Source organism: Sulfitobacter sp. R86518 (genome assembly GCF_042466275.1).
In the GTDB taxonomy this organism is placed as follows: Bacteria; Pseudomonadota; Alphaproteobacteria; order Rhodobacterales; family Rhodobacteraceae; genus Sulfitobacter; species Sulfitobacter pontiacus.
In genome coordinates, this window is sequence record NZ_JAXHCA010000005.1 from 2,339,919 (window position 1) to 2,359,283 (window position 19,365).

The 19,365-nt window shown below is 63.0% G+C and carries 21 protein-coding genes; 10 read left to right on the top strand and 11 right to left on the bottom strand.

Annotated elements, in window-relative coordinates:
* Positions 1-26: 26 nt before the first annotated feature.
* Positions 27-761: an AzlC family ABC transporter permease gene (locus SJY36_RS12460; RefSeq protein WP_386175541.1), complete on the top strand. Its 735-nt coding sequence runs from the start codon at positions 27-29 to the stop codon at positions 759-761.
* Entirely contained in the window at positions 761-1,093 is a 333-nt protein-coding gene (locus tag SJY36_RS12465; protein ID WP_009825231.1) for an AzlD domain-containing protein, read from the top strand. The genes SJY36_RS12460 and SJY36_RS12465 overlap by 1 nt, the downstream gene beginning before the upstream one ends.
* On the opposite strand, the gene SJY36_RS12470 is transcribed toward SJY36_RS12465, so the two are convergent.
* The 5 genes from SJY36_RS12470 to SJY36_RS12490 form a co-directional block, all read right to left on the bottom strand.
* Positions 1,082-1,684 carry a hypothetical protein gene (locus SJY36_RS12470; protein WP_037966046.1) on the bottom strand — a complete coding sequence of 201 codons (603 nt, stop codon included), beginning with the start codon at positions 1,682-1,684 and terminating at the stop codon, positions 1,082-1,084. The two genes, SJY36_RS12465 and SJY36_RS12470, sit on opposite strands and share 12 nt — an antisense overlap.
* Before the next feature lie 31 nt (positions 1,685-1,715).
* Positions 1,716-1,850, bottom strand: coding sequence for an aa3-type cytochrome c oxidase subunit IV (locus SJY36_RS12475; protein WP_005849635.1), 135 nt, complete (start codon positions 1,848-1,850; stop codon positions 1,716-1,718).
* Positions 1,851-1,939: 89 nt separating this feature from the next.
* Entirely contained in the window at positions 1,940-2,425 is a 486-nt protein-coding gene (locus SJY36_RS12480; RefSeq protein WP_386175544.1) for a DUF6173 family protein, read from the bottom strand.
* 3 nt (positions 2,426-2,428) lie between these two features.
* Positions 2,429-3,478, bottom strand: a complete 1,050-nt coding sequence (locus SJY36_RS12485; protein WP_005849639.1) for an MBL fold metallo-hydrolase — start codon at positions 3,476-3,478, stop codon at positions 2,429-2,431.
* Positions 3,478-5,193 carry an acyl-CoA dehydrogenase gene (locus tag SJY36_RS12490; protein ID WP_386175548.1) on the bottom strand — a complete coding sequence of 572 codons (1,716 nt, stop codon included), beginning with the start codon at positions 5,191-5,193 and terminating at the stop codon, positions 3,478-3,480. The genes SJY36_RS12485 and SJY36_RS12490 overlap by 1 nt, the downstream gene beginning before the upstream one ends.
* Before the next feature lie 152 nt (positions 5,194-5,345).
* Between SJY36_RS12490 and SJY36_RS12495 the strand changes: the two genes are divergently transcribed.
* Positions 5,346-6,290 (top strand): L-threonylcarbamoyladenylate synthase, encoded by a 945-nt coding sequence (locus SJY36_RS12495; protein WP_386175551.1) that lies wholly within the window; start codon positions 5,346-5,348, stop codon positions 6,288-6,290.
* A 27-nt stretch (positions 6,291-6,317) separates the two neighbouring features.
* On the opposite strand, the gene SJY36_RS12500 is transcribed toward SJY36_RS12495, so the two are convergent.
* On the bottom strand, positions 6,318-6,899 hold the full coding sequence (locus SJY36_RS12500) for a YqgE/AlgH family protein (protein ID WP_235602557.1): 582 nt from the start codon (positions 6,897-6,899) through the stop codon (positions 6,318-6,320).
* A 108-nt stretch (positions 6,900-7,007) separates the two neighbouring features.
* Here SJY36_RS12500 and SJY36_RS12505 point away from each other — a divergent pair, with 108 nt between their 5' ends.
* Positions 7,008-7,805, top strand: a complete 798-nt coding sequence (locus SJY36_RS12505) for a protein-disulfide reductase DsbD domain-containing protein (RefSeq protein ID WP_386175554.1) — start codon at positions 7,008-7,010, stop codon at positions 7,803-7,805.
* Here SJY36_RS12505 and SJY36_RS12510 read toward each other — a convergent pair whose 3' ends face one another.
* The 5 genes from SJY36_RS12510 to SJY36_RS12530 form a co-directional block, all read right to left on the bottom strand.
* Positions 7,806-11,207 (bottom strand): efflux RND transporter permease subunit, encoded by a 3,402-nt coding sequence (locus SJY36_RS12510; RefSeq protein WP_386175557.1) that lies wholly within the window; start codon positions 11,205-11,207, stop codon positions 7,806-7,808.
* 4 nt (positions 11,208-11,211) lie between these two features.
* Positions 11,212-12,672 carry an efflux RND transporter periplasmic adaptor subunit gene (locus SJY36_RS12515; RefSeq protein WP_386175560.1) on the bottom strand — a complete coding sequence of 487 codons (1,461 nt, stop codon included), beginning with the start codon at positions 12,670-12,672 and terminating at the stop codon, positions 11,212-11,214.
* Positions 12,673-12,814: 142 nt separating this feature from the next.
* On the bottom strand, positions 12,815-13,357 hold the full coding sequence (gene moaB, locus SJY36_RS12520; RefSeq protein ID WP_386175563.1) for a molybdenum cofactor biosynthesis protein B: 543 nt from the start codon (positions 13,355-13,357) through the stop codon (positions 12,815-12,817).
* On the bottom strand, positions 13,354-13,962 hold the full coding sequence (locus SJY36_RS12525) for a LysE family translocator (protein ID WP_005849655.1): 609 nt from the start codon (positions 13,960-13,962) through the stop codon (positions 13,354-13,356). Before SJY36_RS12525 ends, moaB begins: the two co-directional genes overlap by 4 nt.
* The gene (locus tag SJY36_RS12530) at positions 13,955-14,728 is read right to left on the bottom strand and encodes a uracil-DNA glycosylase family protein (protein WP_005849657.1); all 774 of its coding nucleotides are present in this window, start codon (positions 14,726-14,728) and stop codon (positions 13,955-13,957) included. The genes SJY36_RS12525 and SJY36_RS12530 overlap by 8 nt, the downstream gene beginning before the upstream one ends.
* A 156-nt stretch (positions 14,729-14,884) precedes the next feature.
* Between SJY36_RS12530 and SJY36_RS12535 the strand changes: the two genes are divergently transcribed.
* From SJY36_RS12535 to plsY, 6 genes are all read left to right on the top strand, one after another.
* Entirely contained in the window at positions 14,885-15,832 is a 948-nt protein-coding gene (locus SJY36_RS12535) for an aspartate carbamoyltransferase catalytic subunit (protein ID WP_386175568.1), read from the top strand.
* The gene (locus SJY36_RS12540; protein ID WP_064215845.1) at positions 15,829-16,269 is read left to right on the top strand and encodes a hypothetical protein; all 441 of its coding nucleotides are present in this window, start codon (positions 15,829-15,831) and stop codon (positions 16,267-16,269) included. Before SJY36_RS12535 ends, SJY36_RS12540 begins: the two co-directional genes overlap by 4 nt.
* Positions 16,266-16,781 carry a hypothetical protein gene (locus SJY36_RS12545; protein ID WP_322343286.1) on the top strand — a complete coding sequence of 172 codons (516 nt, stop codon included), beginning with the start codon at positions 16,266-16,268 and terminating at the stop codon, positions 16,779-16,781. Before SJY36_RS12540 ends, SJY36_RS12545 begins: the two co-directional genes overlap by 4 nt.
* A complete protein-coding gene (locus SJY36_RS12550) occupies positions 16,778-17,314 on the top strand; it encodes a hypothetical protein (RefSeq protein ID WP_243250663.1) in 537 nt (178 codons plus the stop codon). Before SJY36_RS12545 ends, SJY36_RS12550 begins: the two co-directional genes overlap by 4 nt.
* 155 nt (positions 17,315-17,469) lie before the next feature.
* Positions 17,470-18,750: a dihydroorotase gene (pyrC, locus tag SJY36_RS12555; RefSeq protein ID WP_005849668.1), complete on the top strand. Its 1,281-nt coding sequence runs from the start codon at positions 17,470-17,472 to the stop codon at positions 18,748-18,750.
* 2 nt (positions 18,751-18,752) lie between these two features.
* Complete coding sequence (gene plsY, locus SJY36_RS12560; protein ID WP_386175572.1) at positions 18,753-19,364, top strand: glycerol-3-phosphate 1-O-acyltransferase PlsY; 612 nt, start codon at positions 18,753-18,755, stop codon at positions 19,362-19,364.
* The last annotated feature ends 1 nt before the right edge of the window (position 19,365 follow it).

Genomic DNA, 19,365 nt, shown 5'->3' on the forward strand with positions numbered 1-19,365 from the left:
ATGTCCCGGCAATCTAGGGGGAACGCATGGCCATCACCACCACGAAATCGGCCTTTCGAAAAGGTCTTGCCGACGCCGCACCCTTTGTTCTGGTGATCATCCCCTTTGCGTCCCTGTTTGGCATCCTCGCCACCGAGGCGGGATTGAACGTATTCGAAACGCTCGCCTTTTCGGTTGTGGTCATTGCGGGGGCAGCACAGTTCACCGCGTTGCAACTGATGCAGGAACATGCCCCGACCGCGATCGTGCTGGCCTCTGCGCTGGCGGTGAACCTGCGGATGGCGATGTATTCCGCGTCGCTGACCCCTTACATCGGCTCCGCCCCCCTGTGGCAGCGCGCGCTGGCGGCCTATCTGACGGTCGACCAATCCTATGTCTGCGCAATGGCGCAGTACGAGAAACAGCCCGATATGACGATCCCGCAACGGATGGCATATTTCTTTGGCTGTGTGACCCCGATTGTGCCGCTGTGGTATTTGTTCACGCTGGTGGGGGCGATGGTGGGCGCGCAGATCCCCGAAAGCTGGGCGCTGGACTTTGCGCTGCCGATCACCTTTCTGGCCATGATCGCGCCGATGTTCCGCACGCCGGCCCATGTGGTCGCGGCGCTGGTCGCCTCTGTCGCGGGGCTGCTGACGGCGGGTGTGCCCTATTCGCTGGGGCTGATCATCGCGGGGCTTGCGGGGATGATGGCCGGTGCGCAGACAGAGCTTTGGCTGGAACGGCGCCAGCCCCAAAACCCTGAACAGGACGCGGTATAATGGATCATATCAACACCGGCACACTTTGGTTCGTGATCATCGCCCTTGGCATCGGCAGTTTCGGGCTGCGCTTTGTCTTTACCGGATTGGTTGGCGACCGCGAGATGCCCGCATGGCTGCTGCGGCACCTGCGCTATACGGCGGTAGCGATCCTGCCCGCGCTTGTGGCTCCGCAGGTGATCTGGCCCGCAGCCACGGACGGGCAGCTTGACCTGCCGCGCATGGCGGCAGCGGCTGCGGCCCTGACAATCGGGGTGATCACCAAAAACGTGCTGCTCGCCATCATCAGCGGTGCAGCCACGCTTTACAGTCTGCTTTGGTTACTGGGCTAGAAGCGACGCCTGCACCGCGTCGATCACATCGCCTTCGTCATTCTCGTAGTATTTTGTCGTCGTGACACCGGGCAAGCTGGCGAACTGTTCGCTGAGCTTGGCCGGATAGAAAGTCTTAGAGATGCTTTCGAACCCTTGGACCTGCGACAGAATGCCCGAGGTCGCATTGGCGCAGAACGCCCCTGCTACCGTGCCGTTCGACATCACAAGCTGCAAGATCTGTTCCGCCTGCGCGTCCGTCACCTGAAGTTCCTGGCTGACAACATGGTAGGTGCTCCGTGCGTGCGAGGATTTGTAGCCTTGAATCCACTTGGGCGTCATACCGTAAAGCACGTCGCCGCGTTCGATCACGCGCGGATCGCGGAAGGAACCGGCGGGGTCAAAGATTACCTGCTGCGAGCCATTGACCACCAGCGCCGTATGGCCGCCGCTGCCGGTGCGGTTGTTGATCATCGTCATCAACGTGATGGATCGCGGCCCCGGTGCCACATAGGCGGCCGCCGCGACTTCTGCCGGTGTGTTATCAATCCCGGTATCATTCGCACAGGCCGCAAGCAGCCCGACGCAGGCCAAAGCCATCCAAACACGCATAGAAATATCCTGTCGGTTAGGTTTGCCCGCCTTAGCGCGCGAAGATCGCCATAAAGACCAGAATGGCAATAATCACGATGCACGACCATTTGACGAAGTTCATGAAGCTGTCAAAAGTCTTCTCGTGCGTGCTGGTGTCCATCGAGCCGTGTTCATGTTTGGCCATTTGCGCGATCCTTGTCTTAACGTGCGTATGATTTGAACTGGGGAATACTGTATTCATCTGTCTATGTCACGGCATCAAAATGCGCGGGATCAGGTGTTTTCGCCTGTCTGTGCCGCCTCTTGCGTCTCAAGGTCTTGCGCCAAGCGGAAACCGATACAATTCGCGGGGGCTTCCTGCACCGCTTTGGGCAGCGCACGCAGGGCGACATTCAACTGGGTGACATGCTGCACCAGCTGCATCCGTGCCCCGGCGTTGTCCTTGCCGTAAAAGGTCACGATGTCCGGGTCGAAATAGCCCATACCCTCGATCCGCAACACACCGGCGTCACCGCCTGCGAACCCCATCGCGACCTCGTGATCGCCATCCAGCTGCTCTTCGAAATTTCTAAGGTAAAGCACGACCCGCTCGTAGGCCCATTGCGCCGGTGATTTCTGCGCGGCGGGCTTTTGGGTCATCCCCTTGGGCACCGGCTGGTCAGAGGCATTGCGTCTGTCGGGGTCCGAATGCACCTCGTAGAGGCGCGGCAGCGCGTCGGCCTCGATCGCTTCGGCCGCTGTCTTGATCTCGTTATCCATCGGTCAGCCCTTTGATTGATACACCCAAGCCCCGTCCAGCGCCCGCAAGCTGCGTGTGGCACGGCCCGTTTGGTAAAGATGGCTGAGATGGGCGACCGCTTCAACCAGCGCCAGACCGTATTCGCCTTCGCCAATGTTGCGCTTGAACAGGGTCGAGAAACATTCAGACGCCGACTTCGGCTCTGCAATCGCCTTTTCCAGACGGCGCAGGGCGCTGTGGTGATTCTCTATCAACTGGCGCATGCGGGTGGGCAGACCGGTGAAGGGCAGCTTGTGCCCGCCAAGCACCAGATGATCCTCGCGCGCCAGCAATGACAGACGGTCACAGGCCTCGATCCATTCGCCAATAGGGTCGGCCATGGGTTCGGTGGCATAGACCCCGACGTTAGGGCTGATGGACGACAGGATCTGATCGCCAGCTATCACCAGATTGTCATCACGGCTCCAGAAGGTGGCGTGTTCGGGGGCGTGGCCATTGCCCATATGCACGTCAAACACACGCCCCCCGATGGTGATCTCGTCGCCCTGTTTGATCCGCGTAAAGCCAAGCGGCAGAGGCGAGACGATGTCGGCAAAGTTGAATGGCCGCTCGGAGGCGCGTTTCTCGTACAGCGCGGCATCCATCCCCGACAGTTTGTAGAAAGCCAAAGTCTCGGCTGGCGGTGCCTCTTGCGGGTCGAGGGTCAGCATTCGCGCGGTCAACCACGCGGTGCGCGTCGTCACCAGCTCTGCCCCGTGCTCGGTCTGGAACCAGCCCGCCAACCCGATGTGATCGGGGTGGTGGTGGGTCACGATCACCCGCGACACCGGCTTGCCGCCCAAGGGCCCCGCGATCAGATCCGTCCACAGCGCCTTGGACTTTTTCGACGCGAACCCCGTGTCGATGATCGTCCAGCTGTCGCCTTCGTCAAAGGCATAGACGTTGACGTGATCCAGCTTCATCGGCAGCGGCAGACGCAGCCAAAGCACGCCGGGGGCGACCTCTATCGCCGCATCATGGGCAGGCGGCGTCTCCCAGGGGAAACGTAATCCGGTGGGTGCGGTATCAGGCATCAGGCGGCCAGTTCGTCAGCGGAAAGCGCGAAAAGATCAGCCTCGCCCGCTTGGGCATGGGCCAGCAGGCCAACGTGTTCCGGCAACAGACGCAGGATGTAGAACCGCGCCAGCTTTTCGCGCGGCCCGCCCTTATCGGCCAGCGCCGCCTTGAGGTGCATATGCGCGCCAAGCACCCGTGCAAAGGCCCGCAGATACGGCACCGCTCCGGCAAAGCGCGTGTCCATGTTCGATTGCTCGGTCAGCCAGTCGGTCGCCTCGCGCAGGGTTTCCGATGCTTGCCACAGGGCATCCGTCATATTCGGGAAAACGTCGCGGGCGGCTTCGGCGTCTGCCTCGATCTCGTCCAGCAAACGGTTCGCGGCCTCGCCCCCGTCCATCATCTTGCGCGCGACCAGATCCATCGCCTGAATGCCATTGGTGCCTTCGTAAATGGCGGTCACACGCACGTCGCGGCTGTACTGCGCGGCACCGGTTTCTTCGATAAAGCCCATGCCACCGTGGACCTGAACGCCCATCTCAGCGACGGCCATGCCGGTGTCAGTGCCAAAAGCCTTGGCGATCGGGGTCAGGAAGGCCGCGCGGGCTTTCCACTCGGCCTGACCGGTGGCGTTTGTCATGTCGATGGCCTTGGCACAGCACAGCGCGATGGCGCGAGCTGCAAAGGTTTCGGCCTTCATCGTCATCAGCATGCGGCGCACATCGGCGTGGTCCACGATGGTGCCGGTGCCGTCAGGGCGCGATGTCTTGCCCTGTTTACGGTCCAGCGCATAGGCCAGCGCGTGCTGATAGGCCGCTTCGGCGATGCCGATGCCCTGCCCGCCGACGCCAAGCCGCGCGTTGTTCATCATTGTGAACATCGCCGCCATGCCGCCTTGCTCGGGCCCGACCAGCCAGCCGGTCGCCTTGTCATATTGCATCACGCATGTCGGAGACCCGTGAATCCCCAGCTTGTGCTCAAGGCTCACCACCTTGAGGCTATTGGCATTGCCAAGGCTGCCGTCGTCATTGGGCAGGTATTTCGGCACAAGGAACAGGCTGATGCCTTTGGTGCCCGCAGGCGCACCGGGCAGACGCGCCAGGACAAGGTGGCAGATGTTGCCGCCAAAGTCGTTGTCGCCCCAGGTGATATAGACCTTCTGACCCGAGATCGCATAGGTGCCGTCGCCATTGTCTTCGGCCTTGGTCGCCAGCGCCCCCACGTCCGACCCCGCTTGCGGTTCGGTCAGGTTCATCGTGCCGGTCCATTCGCCGCTGATCAGCTTGGGCAGGTACAGCTCCTTGATCGCGTCGCTGGCGTGATGCTCAAGCGCTTCGATCTGACCCTGGCTCATCAAGGGGGCAAGTTGCAGGGACAGGCAGGCGCCGCTCATCATTTCGTTGACGGCGGTCGTCAGGGTCATGGGCAGGCCCATGCCGCCGAATTCGGGGTCGGCGGACATGCCGATCCAGCCGCCTTCGGCCACGGCCTTGAACCCGTCGGCAAAACCGGGCGAGGTGCGCACGACGCCGTTTTCAAGCTTGGCAGGGCTCTGGTCGCCGGCGCGTTGCAGCGGGGCCAGAACGTCATTGGTCATCTTGCCTGCCTCTTCGAGGATCGCGCGGGTGACGTCTTCGCTGGCGTCCTCGAAGCGGTCGGTCTGACGCACAGCGTCCAGCCCTACGACATGATCAAACAGAAAGGCAAAATCTTCGACAGGGGCGCGATAGGGCATAGTTTTCCTCCATTAACGCGTTCGTCTGCTTGGCAAACCGAACAGCGACCTGATAAGCCCAAGGCGATACTCCGGGCTGTTGCGGCGAGAATGTCGCTCAAGCCTGCGCACCGCAACCCAAAACGCGGCGTCATCCCCCGTGAGAGAAGCCAATGACCGAGATTCTTCCAGCCGACCCTTCCGGCATTGCCCACGCCGCCACCCTGCTGCAGCAAGGCGCATTGGTCGCGCTGCCGACTGAAACGGTCTATGGTCTGGGGGCGGATGCGCGTAACGGGACGGCGGTAGCGGGCATCTACGAAGCCAAGGGGCGGCCCAGCTTCAACCCGCTGATCATCCATGTCGCCGATGTGGACCAAGCACGGCGTTACGGGCGCTGGTCCGACACCGTCGAGATTTTGGCAAGCGCCTTCTGGCCCGGTCCGATGACACTCGTGCTGCCTCTGGCCGACGGGCACGGGCTATCGTCGCTGGTGACGGCGGGGCTGGACAGCGTCGGCATCCGCGTGCCCGCGCACCCCACGGCCCGCGCCATTCTGCGTGCGCTTGGCGGTCCGGTGGCGGCCCCCTCGGCCAACCCCTCGGGCAAGATCAGCGCCACGACGGCGCAACATGTTCTGTCGGGGCTGGGGGGGCGGATCGCCGCTGTGGTTGATGACGGCCCCTGCACCGTGGGTCTGGAAAGCACCATCATCGGCCTGAACCAGCCCCGCCCGACGTTGTTGCGCGCAGGCGGGCTGCCGTCGGAGGCGATAGAGGCAGCTCTTGGCGCACCGCTGGATGTGGCCGACGGGGCAGAGATTATCGCCCCCGGTCAGCTCGCGTCTCACTACGCGCCCCATGCCAGCGTGCGTCTGAACGCCCAAGCGGCGACGGATGAGGAGGTTTACCTAGGCTTTGGCGCGGCAAGCGGGAGCGGGCCGGATGACCTGACCCTATCGGCCAGCGGCGATCTGGTGGAAGCGGCGGCGCATCTGTTTGACCGACTGCACGCGCTTGACCGGCTGCGAAAGCCGATTGCGGTGGCCCCGATCCCTGAAACCGGTCTGGGCCGTGCCATCAATGACCGTTTGCGCCGAGCGGCGGCACCGCGTTAGGGCTTTTGCCCCGCAGATCCTCGCAAGTCAGGCGCGCCCTGCTGTCGCGCTGAGCCCCAAAGGGTCCACCCCGATAGAGGTCAGTGCCGCTTCCCATTTGCGCGCATCGGGCAGGTCGAACAGGATAGCGCTATCGCCTTGGCAGGTCAGCCAGCCGTTCTGGGCAATCTCAGCCTCTAGCTGGCCCGCGGCCCAACCGGCATAGCCCAGCATCAACATCGCCCGACGCGGCCCCTTGCCGCGGGCAATGTCTTCGAGGATGTCCAGCGTCGCGGTCATCGCCACCCCGTCCGCGATATCCGTCGTCTGCATCACGGACCGGTATTCGGCGCTGTGTAGGACAAATCCGCGCTCTGTCTCGACGGGGCCACCCACATGCACCCCCAGACCGGAAACATCGTCCATATCCACATCGCTGAGCCGGTCAAGCACATCGCCAAGCTTCAGATCAGCGGCAGGTTTATTGACGATCAACCCCATCGCGCCTTCGTCATCATGCGAGCAGATAAAGATCACCGAATGATCAAACCGAGGATCCCCCATGCCGGGCATCGCCACCAAAAGCTGGCCGGTCAGATCCATTTTCATGCTGTCGTCCTTATGCGTCATCACAATAGCATGACCTGCGCCCCTGCGGCTTTCAACCCCCGCGACTGCAACACATCATAATGCAAACGTGACTTGGCAAACGGGGGGCAGATGGCCCATGAAAGCGCCATGACCAGAAAAATTCTTGGCCTGATGGCCGCTGCCCTTATCGCCCCGCTGCCCGCTTCTGCAATGGAAGTTATCCACGGGGAAATCCTGCAAGGCTGGGTACTGCCCGATGGCAACCGTATGGCCGCGATCCGCATGACGGTGGAGCCGGGCTGGAAGACCTACTGGCGCGCGCCCGGTGACATGGGTATCCCGCCCAGCTTCGACTGGTCCGGCTCGCGCAACCTGTCGGCGGTGGCCGTGGAATGGCCCGCGCCCACGGTGTTCCGCGAACCCAATCTGACCACGATCGGGTATAAGGATCAGGTCGTGTTGCCGCTGCGGATCAGCGTACCCGACAAAGGGGCCCCAGTCACGGTCCAGACCACCATTGATCTGGGCGTGTGCAGCGACATCTGCGTGCCCGCCTCGCTTGAGCTGAGCGGCGTGATCGACACCACCACAACCCACGCCGATCCAGCGATTGCGGCCTCATTGGCGCAGCGGCCGTTTTCGGCGAAAGAGGCCCGTGTGAAAGACGTGACCTGCACCATCGGTATGGCAGGCGCGGACCTGACCCTGGATGCCGCGATCACCCTTCCCCCCGCGGGCGGGCAAGAGCTGGTGGTGATCGAAACCGGCAACCCAGATCTCTGGGTCAGCGAGGCAGATACCACCCGCAAGGGCAACGTCCTACATGCGCGGGTGGACGTGGGTCACGTCAGCGGCGGCCCCGTGGCACTGAACCGGTCGCATATCCGCATGACGGTCTTGGGCAGCAAGCAGGCCGTCGATATTGTGGGATGCAATGCGGGCTGATCACACGGCCCGTTTGCGGCGCGACAGCAGCAACGCCACCGCGCCGACGATATAGCCCACCAGCGCGATCAAAGCCGCCCCGGCCAGGAACAGCAGCAGCGCCGCGCTGCGCGGGGCCATCGCCCCGAGCTCAGGCAGCAGCTCGACCAGTGCGGGATGCAAGCCGCCCATCACCGCAACCCACCCCAGCGTGGCCCCGCCCCACAGCACCACCAGCACCCAAAGCGCCAGAATGCCAAAGCGCAGCCCCCCTGCCCGTGCCCGCATGGCCCGACGCATCGCCCGGATCTGGCGACCGATATCATGCTGCGCCGCGACCAGCGCAGGCACGACCAGCAACACCAGAAACATGCCAAAACCCAAACCATAGACCAGCGTGATCACCGTGGGCTTCAGGAACTGCGCCTGCTGGCTTTGCTCATAGAGCAGCGGCGCCATGCCAAGGACGGTTGTCAGCGTGGTCAGCATCACCGGCCGCAACCGGTCCGCCGCACCATCGATGATCGACGGGATCACCCCACGGGTGGCTCCGTATTCGTCAATCGTACCCACCAGAACAATGGAATCGTTGATGATGATCCCTGTCATCCCCAGCAGGCCCACGACCGTGAACATGCTCAGCGGCACCTCCCACAGGGCGTGCCCGTAGATTGTGCCGACCAGACCAAAGGGGATCACCGCCATCACCACCATGGGCCGCGTCCAACTGCCAAAAACCCAAGCGAGAACAAGGTAGATGCCCGTCAGCACAAGGATCAGGCCGGTCAGCGCATCCGACAGAAACGTACCTTCCTGCTCGCTCAACCCGCCGATGCGGAAATCCACCTGCCGTTCAGAGGCGATGCGCGGCAGGATATCCTCGCGCAGGGCCGTCGTGATCTCGCTCGCGCGGGCGGGGTCATCCTCTGATATGTCGCCCGTGACCGAAATCAGACGGATGCCATTCTCGCGACGGACCGTGCTGAAGCCGGTGCGTCGGTCCACGCTGACGATATCGGCCAGCGGTACATATTGCCCGTCCGGCGTGCGCATCAGCGTCCGTTCAAGGAAATCCGCGGTCAGCTCTCCCTCGGGCAGTTCAACCCGGATTGTCGCCGATCGTGGGCCGTCGGGATAGGTCGCCGCCTCGATCCCGCCCAGACGGTGGCGCAGCACCCGCCCCAAGGTATCAATCGTGAACCCAAGCGCCTGTCCCTGCGGCGTCAGATCAAGGATCAACTCTTCCTTGTCATAGGCCAGATTATCCTGCACCGCGCTGACTTCGGGATATTGCCGCAGGGCATCCTGCAGGTCCTGTGATGCGGCTTTCAACACCTGCGTGTCAGCGCCGTAGAACTGCACATCCAGCGCGTCCCCCCCGGGACCCGACCGCCAGCCGCGAAAGCTGACGGTTTCGGCAAGGGGATGATTGACCACCGCGTCTTGCAGTTCAGCGACAAAGGCGAAGCTGGAATAGGGGCGCAGGTCGGCGTCGATCAGCTCGATCGAGATGCCGCCCAGCAGATCGGCGTCCTTGCTGTCGGCCCCGTCCAGACCGCGCCCCGCATTGCCCCCGATCTGCGCGATCACATAGTCGATGGGGTTGGTGCCGTATTCCTCGGCGTATTGCGCGCCCAGCGCCTCTGTCGCGCGTTGCATTTCGCGCATCATCGCCAGCGTATCGGCGCGGGTGGCCCCTTCGGCCATGACAAAATTACCCGTCACCGACCCGCGTTCCGGCGCATTGAAGAACCGCCATTGCACGTCACCACGGATGAACAGTGCCACCTGCGAGGCAAGCACAGCGACCACACCGGCAAGCACCACATAGCGCGCGCGGATCACCCCCGCCATGAAGGGGCGGAACAGCCGTTCGCGCACCCAAAGAAACCCGCGATTGACCACTCGGCTGGGCAGGTCATACCACCGTTGCTTGGCCCCTGCTGCCATCGCATGGGCCATATGGTTCGGCAGGATCAGAAAACATTCAACCAGTGACGCGGCCAGCACGGCAATCACTGTAAGGGGGATATCCCCGATCAGACTGCCAAAGCGCCCACCCACGGCAAGCAGACCGAAAAAAGCAATGATCGTCGTCATCGTTGCGGCAAAGACCGGCATCGCCATCCGCCGCGCCGCGTTCTCTGCCGCTTGCATGGGGGGCTCGCCCAGCTCTTTGTGGCGATAGTCCGCGTGTTCGCCCACAACGATCGCATCATCAACCACGATGCCAAGCGTGATAATCAACCCGAACAAAGAGATCATATTGATCGTGATCCCTCCCGCATACATCAGCGCAATCGCCGCGGCCATCGACGCAGGTATGCCCGCGGCCACCCAAAAGGCCGTGCGCGCATTAAGAAAGAGGAACAGCAACCCCACCACCAGTGCGAGCCCCATCAGCCCGTTATCAATCAGCAGGTCCAATCGCCCGGTGATCGCCTCGGCCCGCGTGCGGATCAGCTCTATCGTCACGCCCTTGGGAAGCATCACAGACATATCCGCCGCGACGCTTTCGACGCTGTGCTGGATACCGATGGCATCCCCCCCGTCAGAGCGGTCAATACGCACAGAGATTGCGGGATCATCCCCCACGAAATACCCTACCTCGCGGTCGGAGCCCTGCTCGATCACCCGCGCCACGTCCCCGACCAGCAATGACGACCCGTCCGCATTGCTGCGCAACACGACGCGAGACAGGGCATCCGCGCTACGCTTCGCGGTGCCGGTGCGCACGCGCGCATTGGCACCTGTCACATCACCGGCGGGATTGGCGTCCACCTCGGCCGCGATCACGGCGGCGATTTCGGCCATGGTGATGTCGTGACGGATCAGTCTGGTCGACGGCACCTCGATCAGGGTTTGCGGCGCCGCGACCCCCTGAATGGTGCTGCGCGTTACACCCGCCGCGAACAGCCGCGTGACGAATTCATCCGCGAAACGCCCCAGCTGTTCCGCGCTGATCGGGCCGGTGATCACCACATCGGTCACACGGTCGCGCCAGATACCACGCCGGACCACCGGATCTTCGGCATCTTCTGGCAGTGTGGTAACCGAATCCACCGCCGTTTGCACATCCGTCGCGGCGCGGGCCATGTCCCAATTGGGCTCGAACTCGAGCGAGACGGTCCCGCTGCCCTCACGCGAGGCAGCGGTGGAGCTTTCGACCCCTTCGACCGCCAGCAAGACCGGTTCAAGCACCTGCACGATAGCGCTGTCCACATCGTCGGCCCCCGCCCCTTCCCAAACGGTAGTGACCGACACGCTGTCGATGATCACATCAGGAAAGAACTGCGCCCGCATATTCGGCGCAGCGGCCGCCCCGCAGACCAGCAGCACCACAAGCAGCAGGTTGGCTGCCGTCCGGTGACGGGTGAAATACGACAGGATTCCCCCTGCACGACCGGACATGCTGCGCGCCATCTCCCTAGCCTCCCATCCGGCTTTCAAGGCGTTCGATCATGCGCGCCGGCACCTGCGGCTCGGCGAGCTGCGCCAGCACGCGCGCCTTCGCCTTTTGGGGCATGCGGCTATTCCCCTCGATAAAGGCCACAAGCTTTGCGCGACGCTCCTCTGTCAGGGCGATCATGCTGGGGACATCTCCCTGCGCGGTCTCATCCGCCCCCGGACGCAACGGCTTTACCGCGATACCGGCCCCCAGCAGGGGCGACCGCGCCTCGACCACGTCGCGACCTTCGACCGGACCACGGACCAACACGTCGTCGCCCACGCGGCGCAGAACAGAGACCTGAATGCTTTCCAATCGGTTCTCCGCATCCAGCACCAAGACCGCTCCCGTGGCATCAAGGGCAGAGCTTGGCAGGCGGATCACATCGTCCAGCGCAGGTTCACGCACATGTACCGTCGCGAAATCCCCCGGTTTGAACCCCGGTGCCTGCGTCAACGCGGCAAAGATCAGACGCCCGCTGGCCCCCTCGCCCGCAGCGGCCCCCGCGCGGGTGATCTGGCCGCGGGCCTCAAGGTCCACGCCCGCGACATCAAGGCGCGCGGTGATCTCTGCCTTGATCAACCGGCCCTGCGCATCCAGCAGCCGCGCGTATTGCGCGGTCGAGATGCGGAAGGAAATCTCAAGATCATCCGGCGCAATCAGCTCTGCCAGCCTCTCGTTCGCAGAGACCAAGCGCCCCTCGACGACCGAGGTTTCGCTTAGCGCCCCATCGAACGGCGCGGTGATCGTGGTTTCCTTTAGCGCGCGCTGCGCATCCTCCAACGCAATTTGAGCGTTGGACAACAAGCGCACCGCGTTATCCACGCGCGCTTCTGTCTGGGTCACCACCTGTCGACGCGCAAGAACGGCCTGTCGTGCGCTTGAGGCAGCAAGCTCCGCCGTTTCTGTCGCCGTCGCGGTGCCGACACCGCGTTCGCCCAGATCACGCTGGCGGTCAAACGCGCGGGTGCGCAGCGCGGCCTGCTCTTCGGCGGCGGCAAGCTCGTCCAGTCCCAAAGCCAGCGCGCGGTCCGCATCGCGCCCCTCTGCCTCTGCATCGCGTACGGCACTTTGCGCCCGCGCGACCTCGGCCAAAGCATCCGACCGGTCAAGGCGCACCAGAACCTGACCCGCTGTGACCTGCCCGCCCTCTTCGAATTCCGGTGCCAGCTCGACCACGCGCCCGCCCACGGCCGCACGCAGCTCTAGCGTGCGGCGACTTTGCACCGCGCCAAAACTCTGCAGCACCGGCACTTCGGTCCCAGCCTGCGCACGCACCACATTGACCGAGAATACCCGCTCACGCGGGGCGCGCTCGGGCGGCGTGTCGGTCAGACGCTGCTGGACCGCCCCGCCAATGAGGTCCGCCGCAAGCACCAGAAACCCCAATGTCGCCGCTGCCAGAAACAACCCGATCATGCTTTGCCGTAGAAAACGCATCTTGCCCCGATCCTATTTCGTCCATGCCAGCTTACCCCGCAGGCCTGCAGAACAAAATCACAGTTGTGACAGCCGCGCACGGCTTATCACGCGCATCGCAAAGCAGCGCGGAGGAATTGGGTTAAATTCATCGCCCCAGCTGCTATTTCCGGCGTTGGTGTTCATCCAGACGCGGCATGATCTCAACGAAGTTGCAGGGCTTGTGCCGATAGTCGAGCTGCTTGACCAAAATCTCGTCCCACGCATCCTTGCACGCCCCCGGAGACCCGGGCAGCGCAAAGAGATACGTCCCCTGGGCGATGCCAGCGGTGGCCCGGCTTTGCACCGCCGAGGTGCCGATCTTCTGCATGGATACGATCGTGAACACGGTGCCGAATGCATCGATCTCTTTCTCGTAGACATCACGATGTGCCTCGACCGTCACATCGCGCCCCGTCAGCCCTGTGCCCCCCGTGCTGATCACCACGTCAATCTCAGGGTCGGCACACCAGTCGCGCAACTGGTCGGCAATCTCGCCGCGCTCATCGCGGATGATGCTGCGTGCCGCGAGGAAATGCCCCGCTTCGGCGATGCGCGCGACCAATACATCGCCTGACCTGTCTTCGGCCAAACCGCGGGTATCGGATACCGTCAGCACCGCGATGCGCACGGGGATAAAATCAATCGTCTCGTCAATCCGGCTCATGTCCGCTCCAATACTGCAAGGCGTGCGGCGAGGGCCACGAAAATACCGCTGCTGATCCAGCGCAGCGCCTGCCCGCCCCCCACCATCCGGCGGCCCAGACCACTGGCAAACACACCGACCAAGGCGTTGATGATCAACCCGCCAAGCGACAGTACGGACCCCAGCATCAAAAACTGCAGCAAAACCGGCCCCGCTTCTGGCACGACGAACTGCGGGACAAAGGCCAGCACGAAAAGGATCACCTTGGGGTTCGTCAGGTTCACGATCAAACCGCTGCGAAACGCGGATTTCGGCGCAGGCACGGGATTTGCGGCCGCCCCGCTGCTACGCCAGGTCTGCACGGCCAGCCACAAAAGATAGCCAACCCCGATCCAGCGGATCACATCAAACGCCCACGGCAGCGCCGCCACCACCGCACCAAGGCCAAGCCCCGCCAAGGTCACATGCACCATACCGCCAAGGGCGACCCCCGCACTTGCCGCAACCGAGGCGCGCGGACCAAAGCGCATGCCCTGCCCCAGACAAAACATCATATCCGCGCCCGGTGTCAGGTTCAGCGCCAGGGCGGCGGGCACAAAGGCCAGCAATGTGAGGGGATCAACCATGCGTCAATTTCGCTTTCAGTGAGAGTAAATCGGCCCAGGCCTCGCGTTTGAACTCGGGGCTGCGCAGCAGATAGGCGGGGTGGAACATGGGCAACGCGGGCAACCCCTCGGCTTGCGTCCACTGACCGCGCAAGCGGGTGATGCCACGTTTGCCCAGCAATGCCTGCGCGGACCAATTGCCAACGATGACCAATACCTCGGGCTTGGCCAAAGCGATATGCCGCGCCAGAAACGGCTTCATCATCGCGATTTCATCCGGCTTCGGATCGCGGTTCTGCGGCGGCCGCCAGGGCAAGACATTGGTGATATAGACAGGCGACGTCTGGTGATGGCGCCCCATGTCGATGGCCGCGAGCATCTTGTCCAGCAACACGCCGGCACGCCCGACAAAGGGCCGGCCCTCGCGGTCTTCGTCCCGACCCGGAGCCTCGCCCACGATCATCACCCGTGCCCCCGGCGTCCCGTCCGAGAAAACCATTTTGCGCGCGCCGCGTTTCAGCTCGCAATGCTCGAAGGCGGCCATGGCGGCACGCAATTCATCCAGCGTCGCAGCCCCAGCCGCGGCCTGTGTCGCCTCTGCCACCACGTCCGGCCCTTGGGCAGCCAAAGGCACCGGTCCGCTCTTGCCCTTTTGCGCCTTCGGCTTCTCGACCGCGGCGGGCACCTCGTAGCGGTTCACCGGCGCATCGCAAATCGCCTCGGTCGCGCCAAGTTCGATCTGCCAATGCAAAAGCGCAAGGGCCTGATGATAATCCACTGATTCCATGCGCCCAACTTACGCGCTGGTGTCGGCAATAAAAATGCCAACTTCCAAATGGTTTTAAATCCAACGCGGCCCCCTCGGCCGGATGCCCCCGCCCGACGACTTGCCCCGCCCTGCGCCGCCGCCTATAACGCCAAAAATAACGTGGGGTCCCCCGTCATGAGTTTCGCACACCGCCATCTTCTGGGCATTGAACACCTGTCCCAGGACGACATCACCACCCTGCTTGATCTGGCCGACAGCTATGCCGATCTGAACCGCCAGCCCCATAAACACAGCGACGCGCTGAGCGGGCTGACACAGATCAATATGTTCTTCGAAAACTCCACCCGGACGCAGGCGAGCTTCGAGATCGCAGGCAAGCGGTTGGGGGCGGATGTGATGAATATGGCTATGCAGGCGTCCTCGATCAAAAAGGGTGAAACCCTGATTGATACGGCGATGACGCTGAACGCCATGCACCCCGATCTGCTGGTGGTCCGCCATCCGCAATCCGGTGCCGTCGATCTGCTGGCGCAGAAGGTGAACTGCGCCGTGCTCAATGCGGGTGACGGGCGGCATGAACACCCTACGCAAGCACTGCTGGACGCGCTGACGATCCGCCGCGCCAAGGGCCGCTTGCATCGCCTGTCCATCGCCATCTGCGGCGACATTGCCCATAGTCGCGTGGCACGGTCCAACATCATGCTGCTTGGCAAGATGGAGAACCGCATCCGCCTTATCGCGCCGCCGACGCTGATGCCCGCGCAAATCGGTGAATTCGGCGTCGAAGTCTTCGATGATATGGAAAAAGGGCTGAAAGACGTTGATGTTGTGATGATGCTCCGCTTGCAAAAAGAACGCATGGATGGCGGCTTTATCCCCAGCGAACGTGAGTATTATCACAGATATGGGCTGGACGCCGAAAAACTGGCCCATGCCAAGCCCGATGCCATCGTGATGCACCCCGGCCCGATGAACCGCGGGGTAGAGATCGACGGAACGCTTGCCGATGACATCAACCGCAGCGTCATTCAGGATCAGGTAGAGATGGGCGTCGCCGTGCGCATGGCCGCGATGGACCTGCTGGCGCGCAACCTTGTCGACAGCCGCAAGGCCAGCGCATGACCGCAGCCCCGCCCGAAGAACAGGACCTGCTGCACTGGCGTATCTCGCCGCGGGCGTTCTTTTGGCGGTGCGTGGCGCTGGCGGTGCTGACCATGTTGTTCACGCTGCCCTTGCTCATCTGGCTGGACCCGATCACCTGGCTGCTGGCCTCGGTCCTGATTGCGGTCTTCTACATGTGGGTGTTTGAGGAATTCCAGATCTGGTTCAGCAACCGCAATACCGTCTGGCGGCTGACCAACCGTGCGCTCTATATCAACGCCCCCGATACAGCAGAGCCGCTGGTCCTGCCGCTAACCGACATCCGGTCGATCGGGAAACTGTCCTTGTGGTCGATCAGTCTTGGCCTGCCCGACGGTCAGCGGATCACCTTGCCGCTGGTGCCGAACCGGGCAGAGACCAAGGCCCGCCTTGCCCAAGCGATAGAGGCTGCATCATGAGCGATCGTTTTTGGCAAGACCTGCTTGAACCCGAGGAAGAGCTGCTCTGGACAGGGCGCCCCCGCCCCAAGCTGTCGCTGCGCAATTTTCAGCTGTTCGGCCCCTTTGTCGGGGCCATTGGCACCGTGATCGCGGGGGCATTTGTGCTGCGGGGCAACACCCTGCCCGTATCGCAATCGGTGGTGGTGGCGGTGATCGTCGCGCTGGTGGCGCTATCGTTGCTGCGCGGGATGAAACGCCTGACCGACCTGCACCGCACCCGCTATGCGCTGACCAACCACCGCGCCCTGTTTTTCAAACTGACCCGCGACGGCACCCGTGCCAAAGCTTTCTCCCGCAGCGCCGAGACGAAACCCGATCTGCGCCCGACCAGCCCGCCGTCGGTTTTCTTTATCCGGCATGAACAGCCGGGCAATCCGGCACGCGCTGCGCATCTAGGATTTGAATATGTCGAAGACAGCGACAGATTAAGTGCATTGATGGTAACCCCGTACAAAGGTGCAACACGATGACACAACTCGAAATCCCCAAGGGCGAGATCGGCCAGATCCGCCTGTTTGCCGTGAACCGCCCGATTGACGAATTGGCCCGCGACCTGCGCAACGACAGTAAAGAGGCGCTGATTGCTGAACTGCTGGGCCGCCCTGTCCCCGAAGGCGCGGCCGAGCTGTTCCCCGTGTCGGATCTGACCGGCGTGGGTCTCGCCTCCTATCTGGGTGATGGATATGCGGTGCCGCGTGAACAGATCAGCCGCGACCGCGCGCGATTGGATGCGCTGGACGGCTATGTATTGCTACTGTTCTCCTCGGCCTTTGACGGGCAGGAAGCGACGCTGGACCTTGGCCCCGAACTGACGATGATCGGCACCTATGGCGAGGCGCAGCCCGATATGTCCGTCACCCCGCTTGAGGCTGACTCCGCGCAGCCCTACACCGGTGCCGCGGATATGACCCCGAAATCCCCGCCCAAGGGCGGTGCCGGCGGTATGATCGTGCTTTTGGCGGTGATCGTGCTGATCGGTCTTATTCTATGGTGGCTGCTGTGAAAGAACCCAAACCCGATCCCAAGATGTCCGGCCGTATCGCCATGATTGCCCTGCTTGTCGCCTTTGGCGTGGCGGGCATGATGGTGTGGATCGGGTCCTGACCTTTCTGATTGCCCCTGCGGCACCCCTGTTTTCCTAACGACGAAGGCCCCTCCATGACCCTGCATTTTATCAACGCGCAGCTGATCGACCCCGAAGCAGGCACAGTCACCCGCGGCACGCTTCGGGTCGAGGATGGAAAGATCGCGGCGGTACTCGACGATACCGCACCGATCCCCGGGGATGCGCAGGTCGTGGATTGCCGTGGGAAATACCTGGCCCCCGGTATCGTCGATCTGGGCGTCAAGGTTTGTGAACCCGGGGAGCGGCACAAGGAAAGCTTCCGCTCTGCTGGGCTGGCAGCGGCCGCGGGTGGGGTCACGACAATGGTCACCCGCCCCGACACCGACCCCACCATCGACAGCCCCGAAGTGCTTGAATTCGTCACCCGCCGTGCGAACGAGGCCGCGCCGGTCAACGTCGTGCCCATGGCTGCGCTGACCAAGGGCCGCGAAGGCCGCGAGATGACAGAGATCGGGTTTCTCATGGATGCCGGTGCCGTGGGCTTTACCGATTGTGATCGCGTGGTGACGGATACCAAAGTGTTCTCCCGCGCGCTGACCTATGCCCGTAGCCTTGGCGCGCTTGTCATCGCGCACCCGCAGGAACCCATCCTGAGCAAGGGGGCGGCGGTGACCTCTGGTAAATTCGCGTCGCTGCGCGGGCTGCCTGCCGTCTCGCCCATGGCTGAACGCATGGGGCTGGACCGCGACATCGCCCTGATCGAAATGACGGGTGCCCGCTATCACGCCGACCAGATCACCACCGCCCGCGCCCTGCCCGCGCTGGAGCGCGCAAAGAAGAACGGTCTGGATATCACCGCCGGGGTCGGCATCCACCACCTGACGCTGAACGCGCTGGATGTGGCCGACTATCGCACCTTCTTCAAGCTCAAGCCCCCCCTGCGCGACGAAGAGGATCGCATCGCCGTGGTAGAGGCCGTGGCCTCTGGCCTGATCGATATCATCTGTTCCATGCACACCCCGCAGGACGAGGAATCCAAACGGCTCCCGTTCGAGGAAGCCGCATCGGGGGCCGTCGCATTGGAAACCCTGCTGCCCGCAGCCTTGCGACTGGTCCATTCCGAGATGATCGACATCGCCACATTGTGGCGTGCGCTGTCGTTCAACCCTGCGAAACGTCTGGGGCTGCCCGGGGGGCGGATGTCCGTCGGTGCCCCCGCCGATCTGGTGCTGTTTGATGATGGCGCGCCTTTCGTGATGAACCGCGAGGTTTTGCGGTCGAAATCGCGCAACACCCCCTTTGACGGGATGCGCATGCAAGGTAAGGTCTTGGAAACTTACGTTTCCGGCACCTGCATCTATAAGGCCTCCTGAATATGCCCCTGATCAACTCTTCCCTATTCGTGCTCCTGTTCTGGGCCGTTGCGGCCTATCTGATCGGGTCGGTCCCCTTTGGCATGGTGCTAACCCGCGCGATAAATCTGGGCGATCTGCGCAACATCGGGTCGGGCAATATCGGTGCCACCAATGTGCTGCGCACAGGTTCCAAAAAAGCGGCGGCGCTGACGTTGATCCTGGATGGGGGCAAAGGGGCCGTTGCGGTGCTGCTGGCACGGCTCTTCGCGGGCGAGGACGCCGCCCAAATTGCCGCATTGGCCGCGATGCTGGGCCATTGCTATCCGGTCTGGCTGGGGTTCAAGGGCGGCAAGGGTGTCGCGACATTCCTTGGTGTGTTGCTGGCACTTGCATGGCCCGTCGGCCTCGCCTGCTGTCTGGCGTGGCTGATCGCCATGGCCGTCACCCGCACCTCGTCCATCGGGGGGCTGGCATCCGCCGCGGCATCGACCTTTTTTATGATCTTCCTGGGCTACGGCAGCGCGTTATTTCTGGGCATCCTGCTGACCCTGCTGGTGTTCTGGCGCCACCGCGAGAACATCAAACGCATCCGCGCGGGCACCGAACCCAAGATCGGCGCCAAGAAAGACTGAC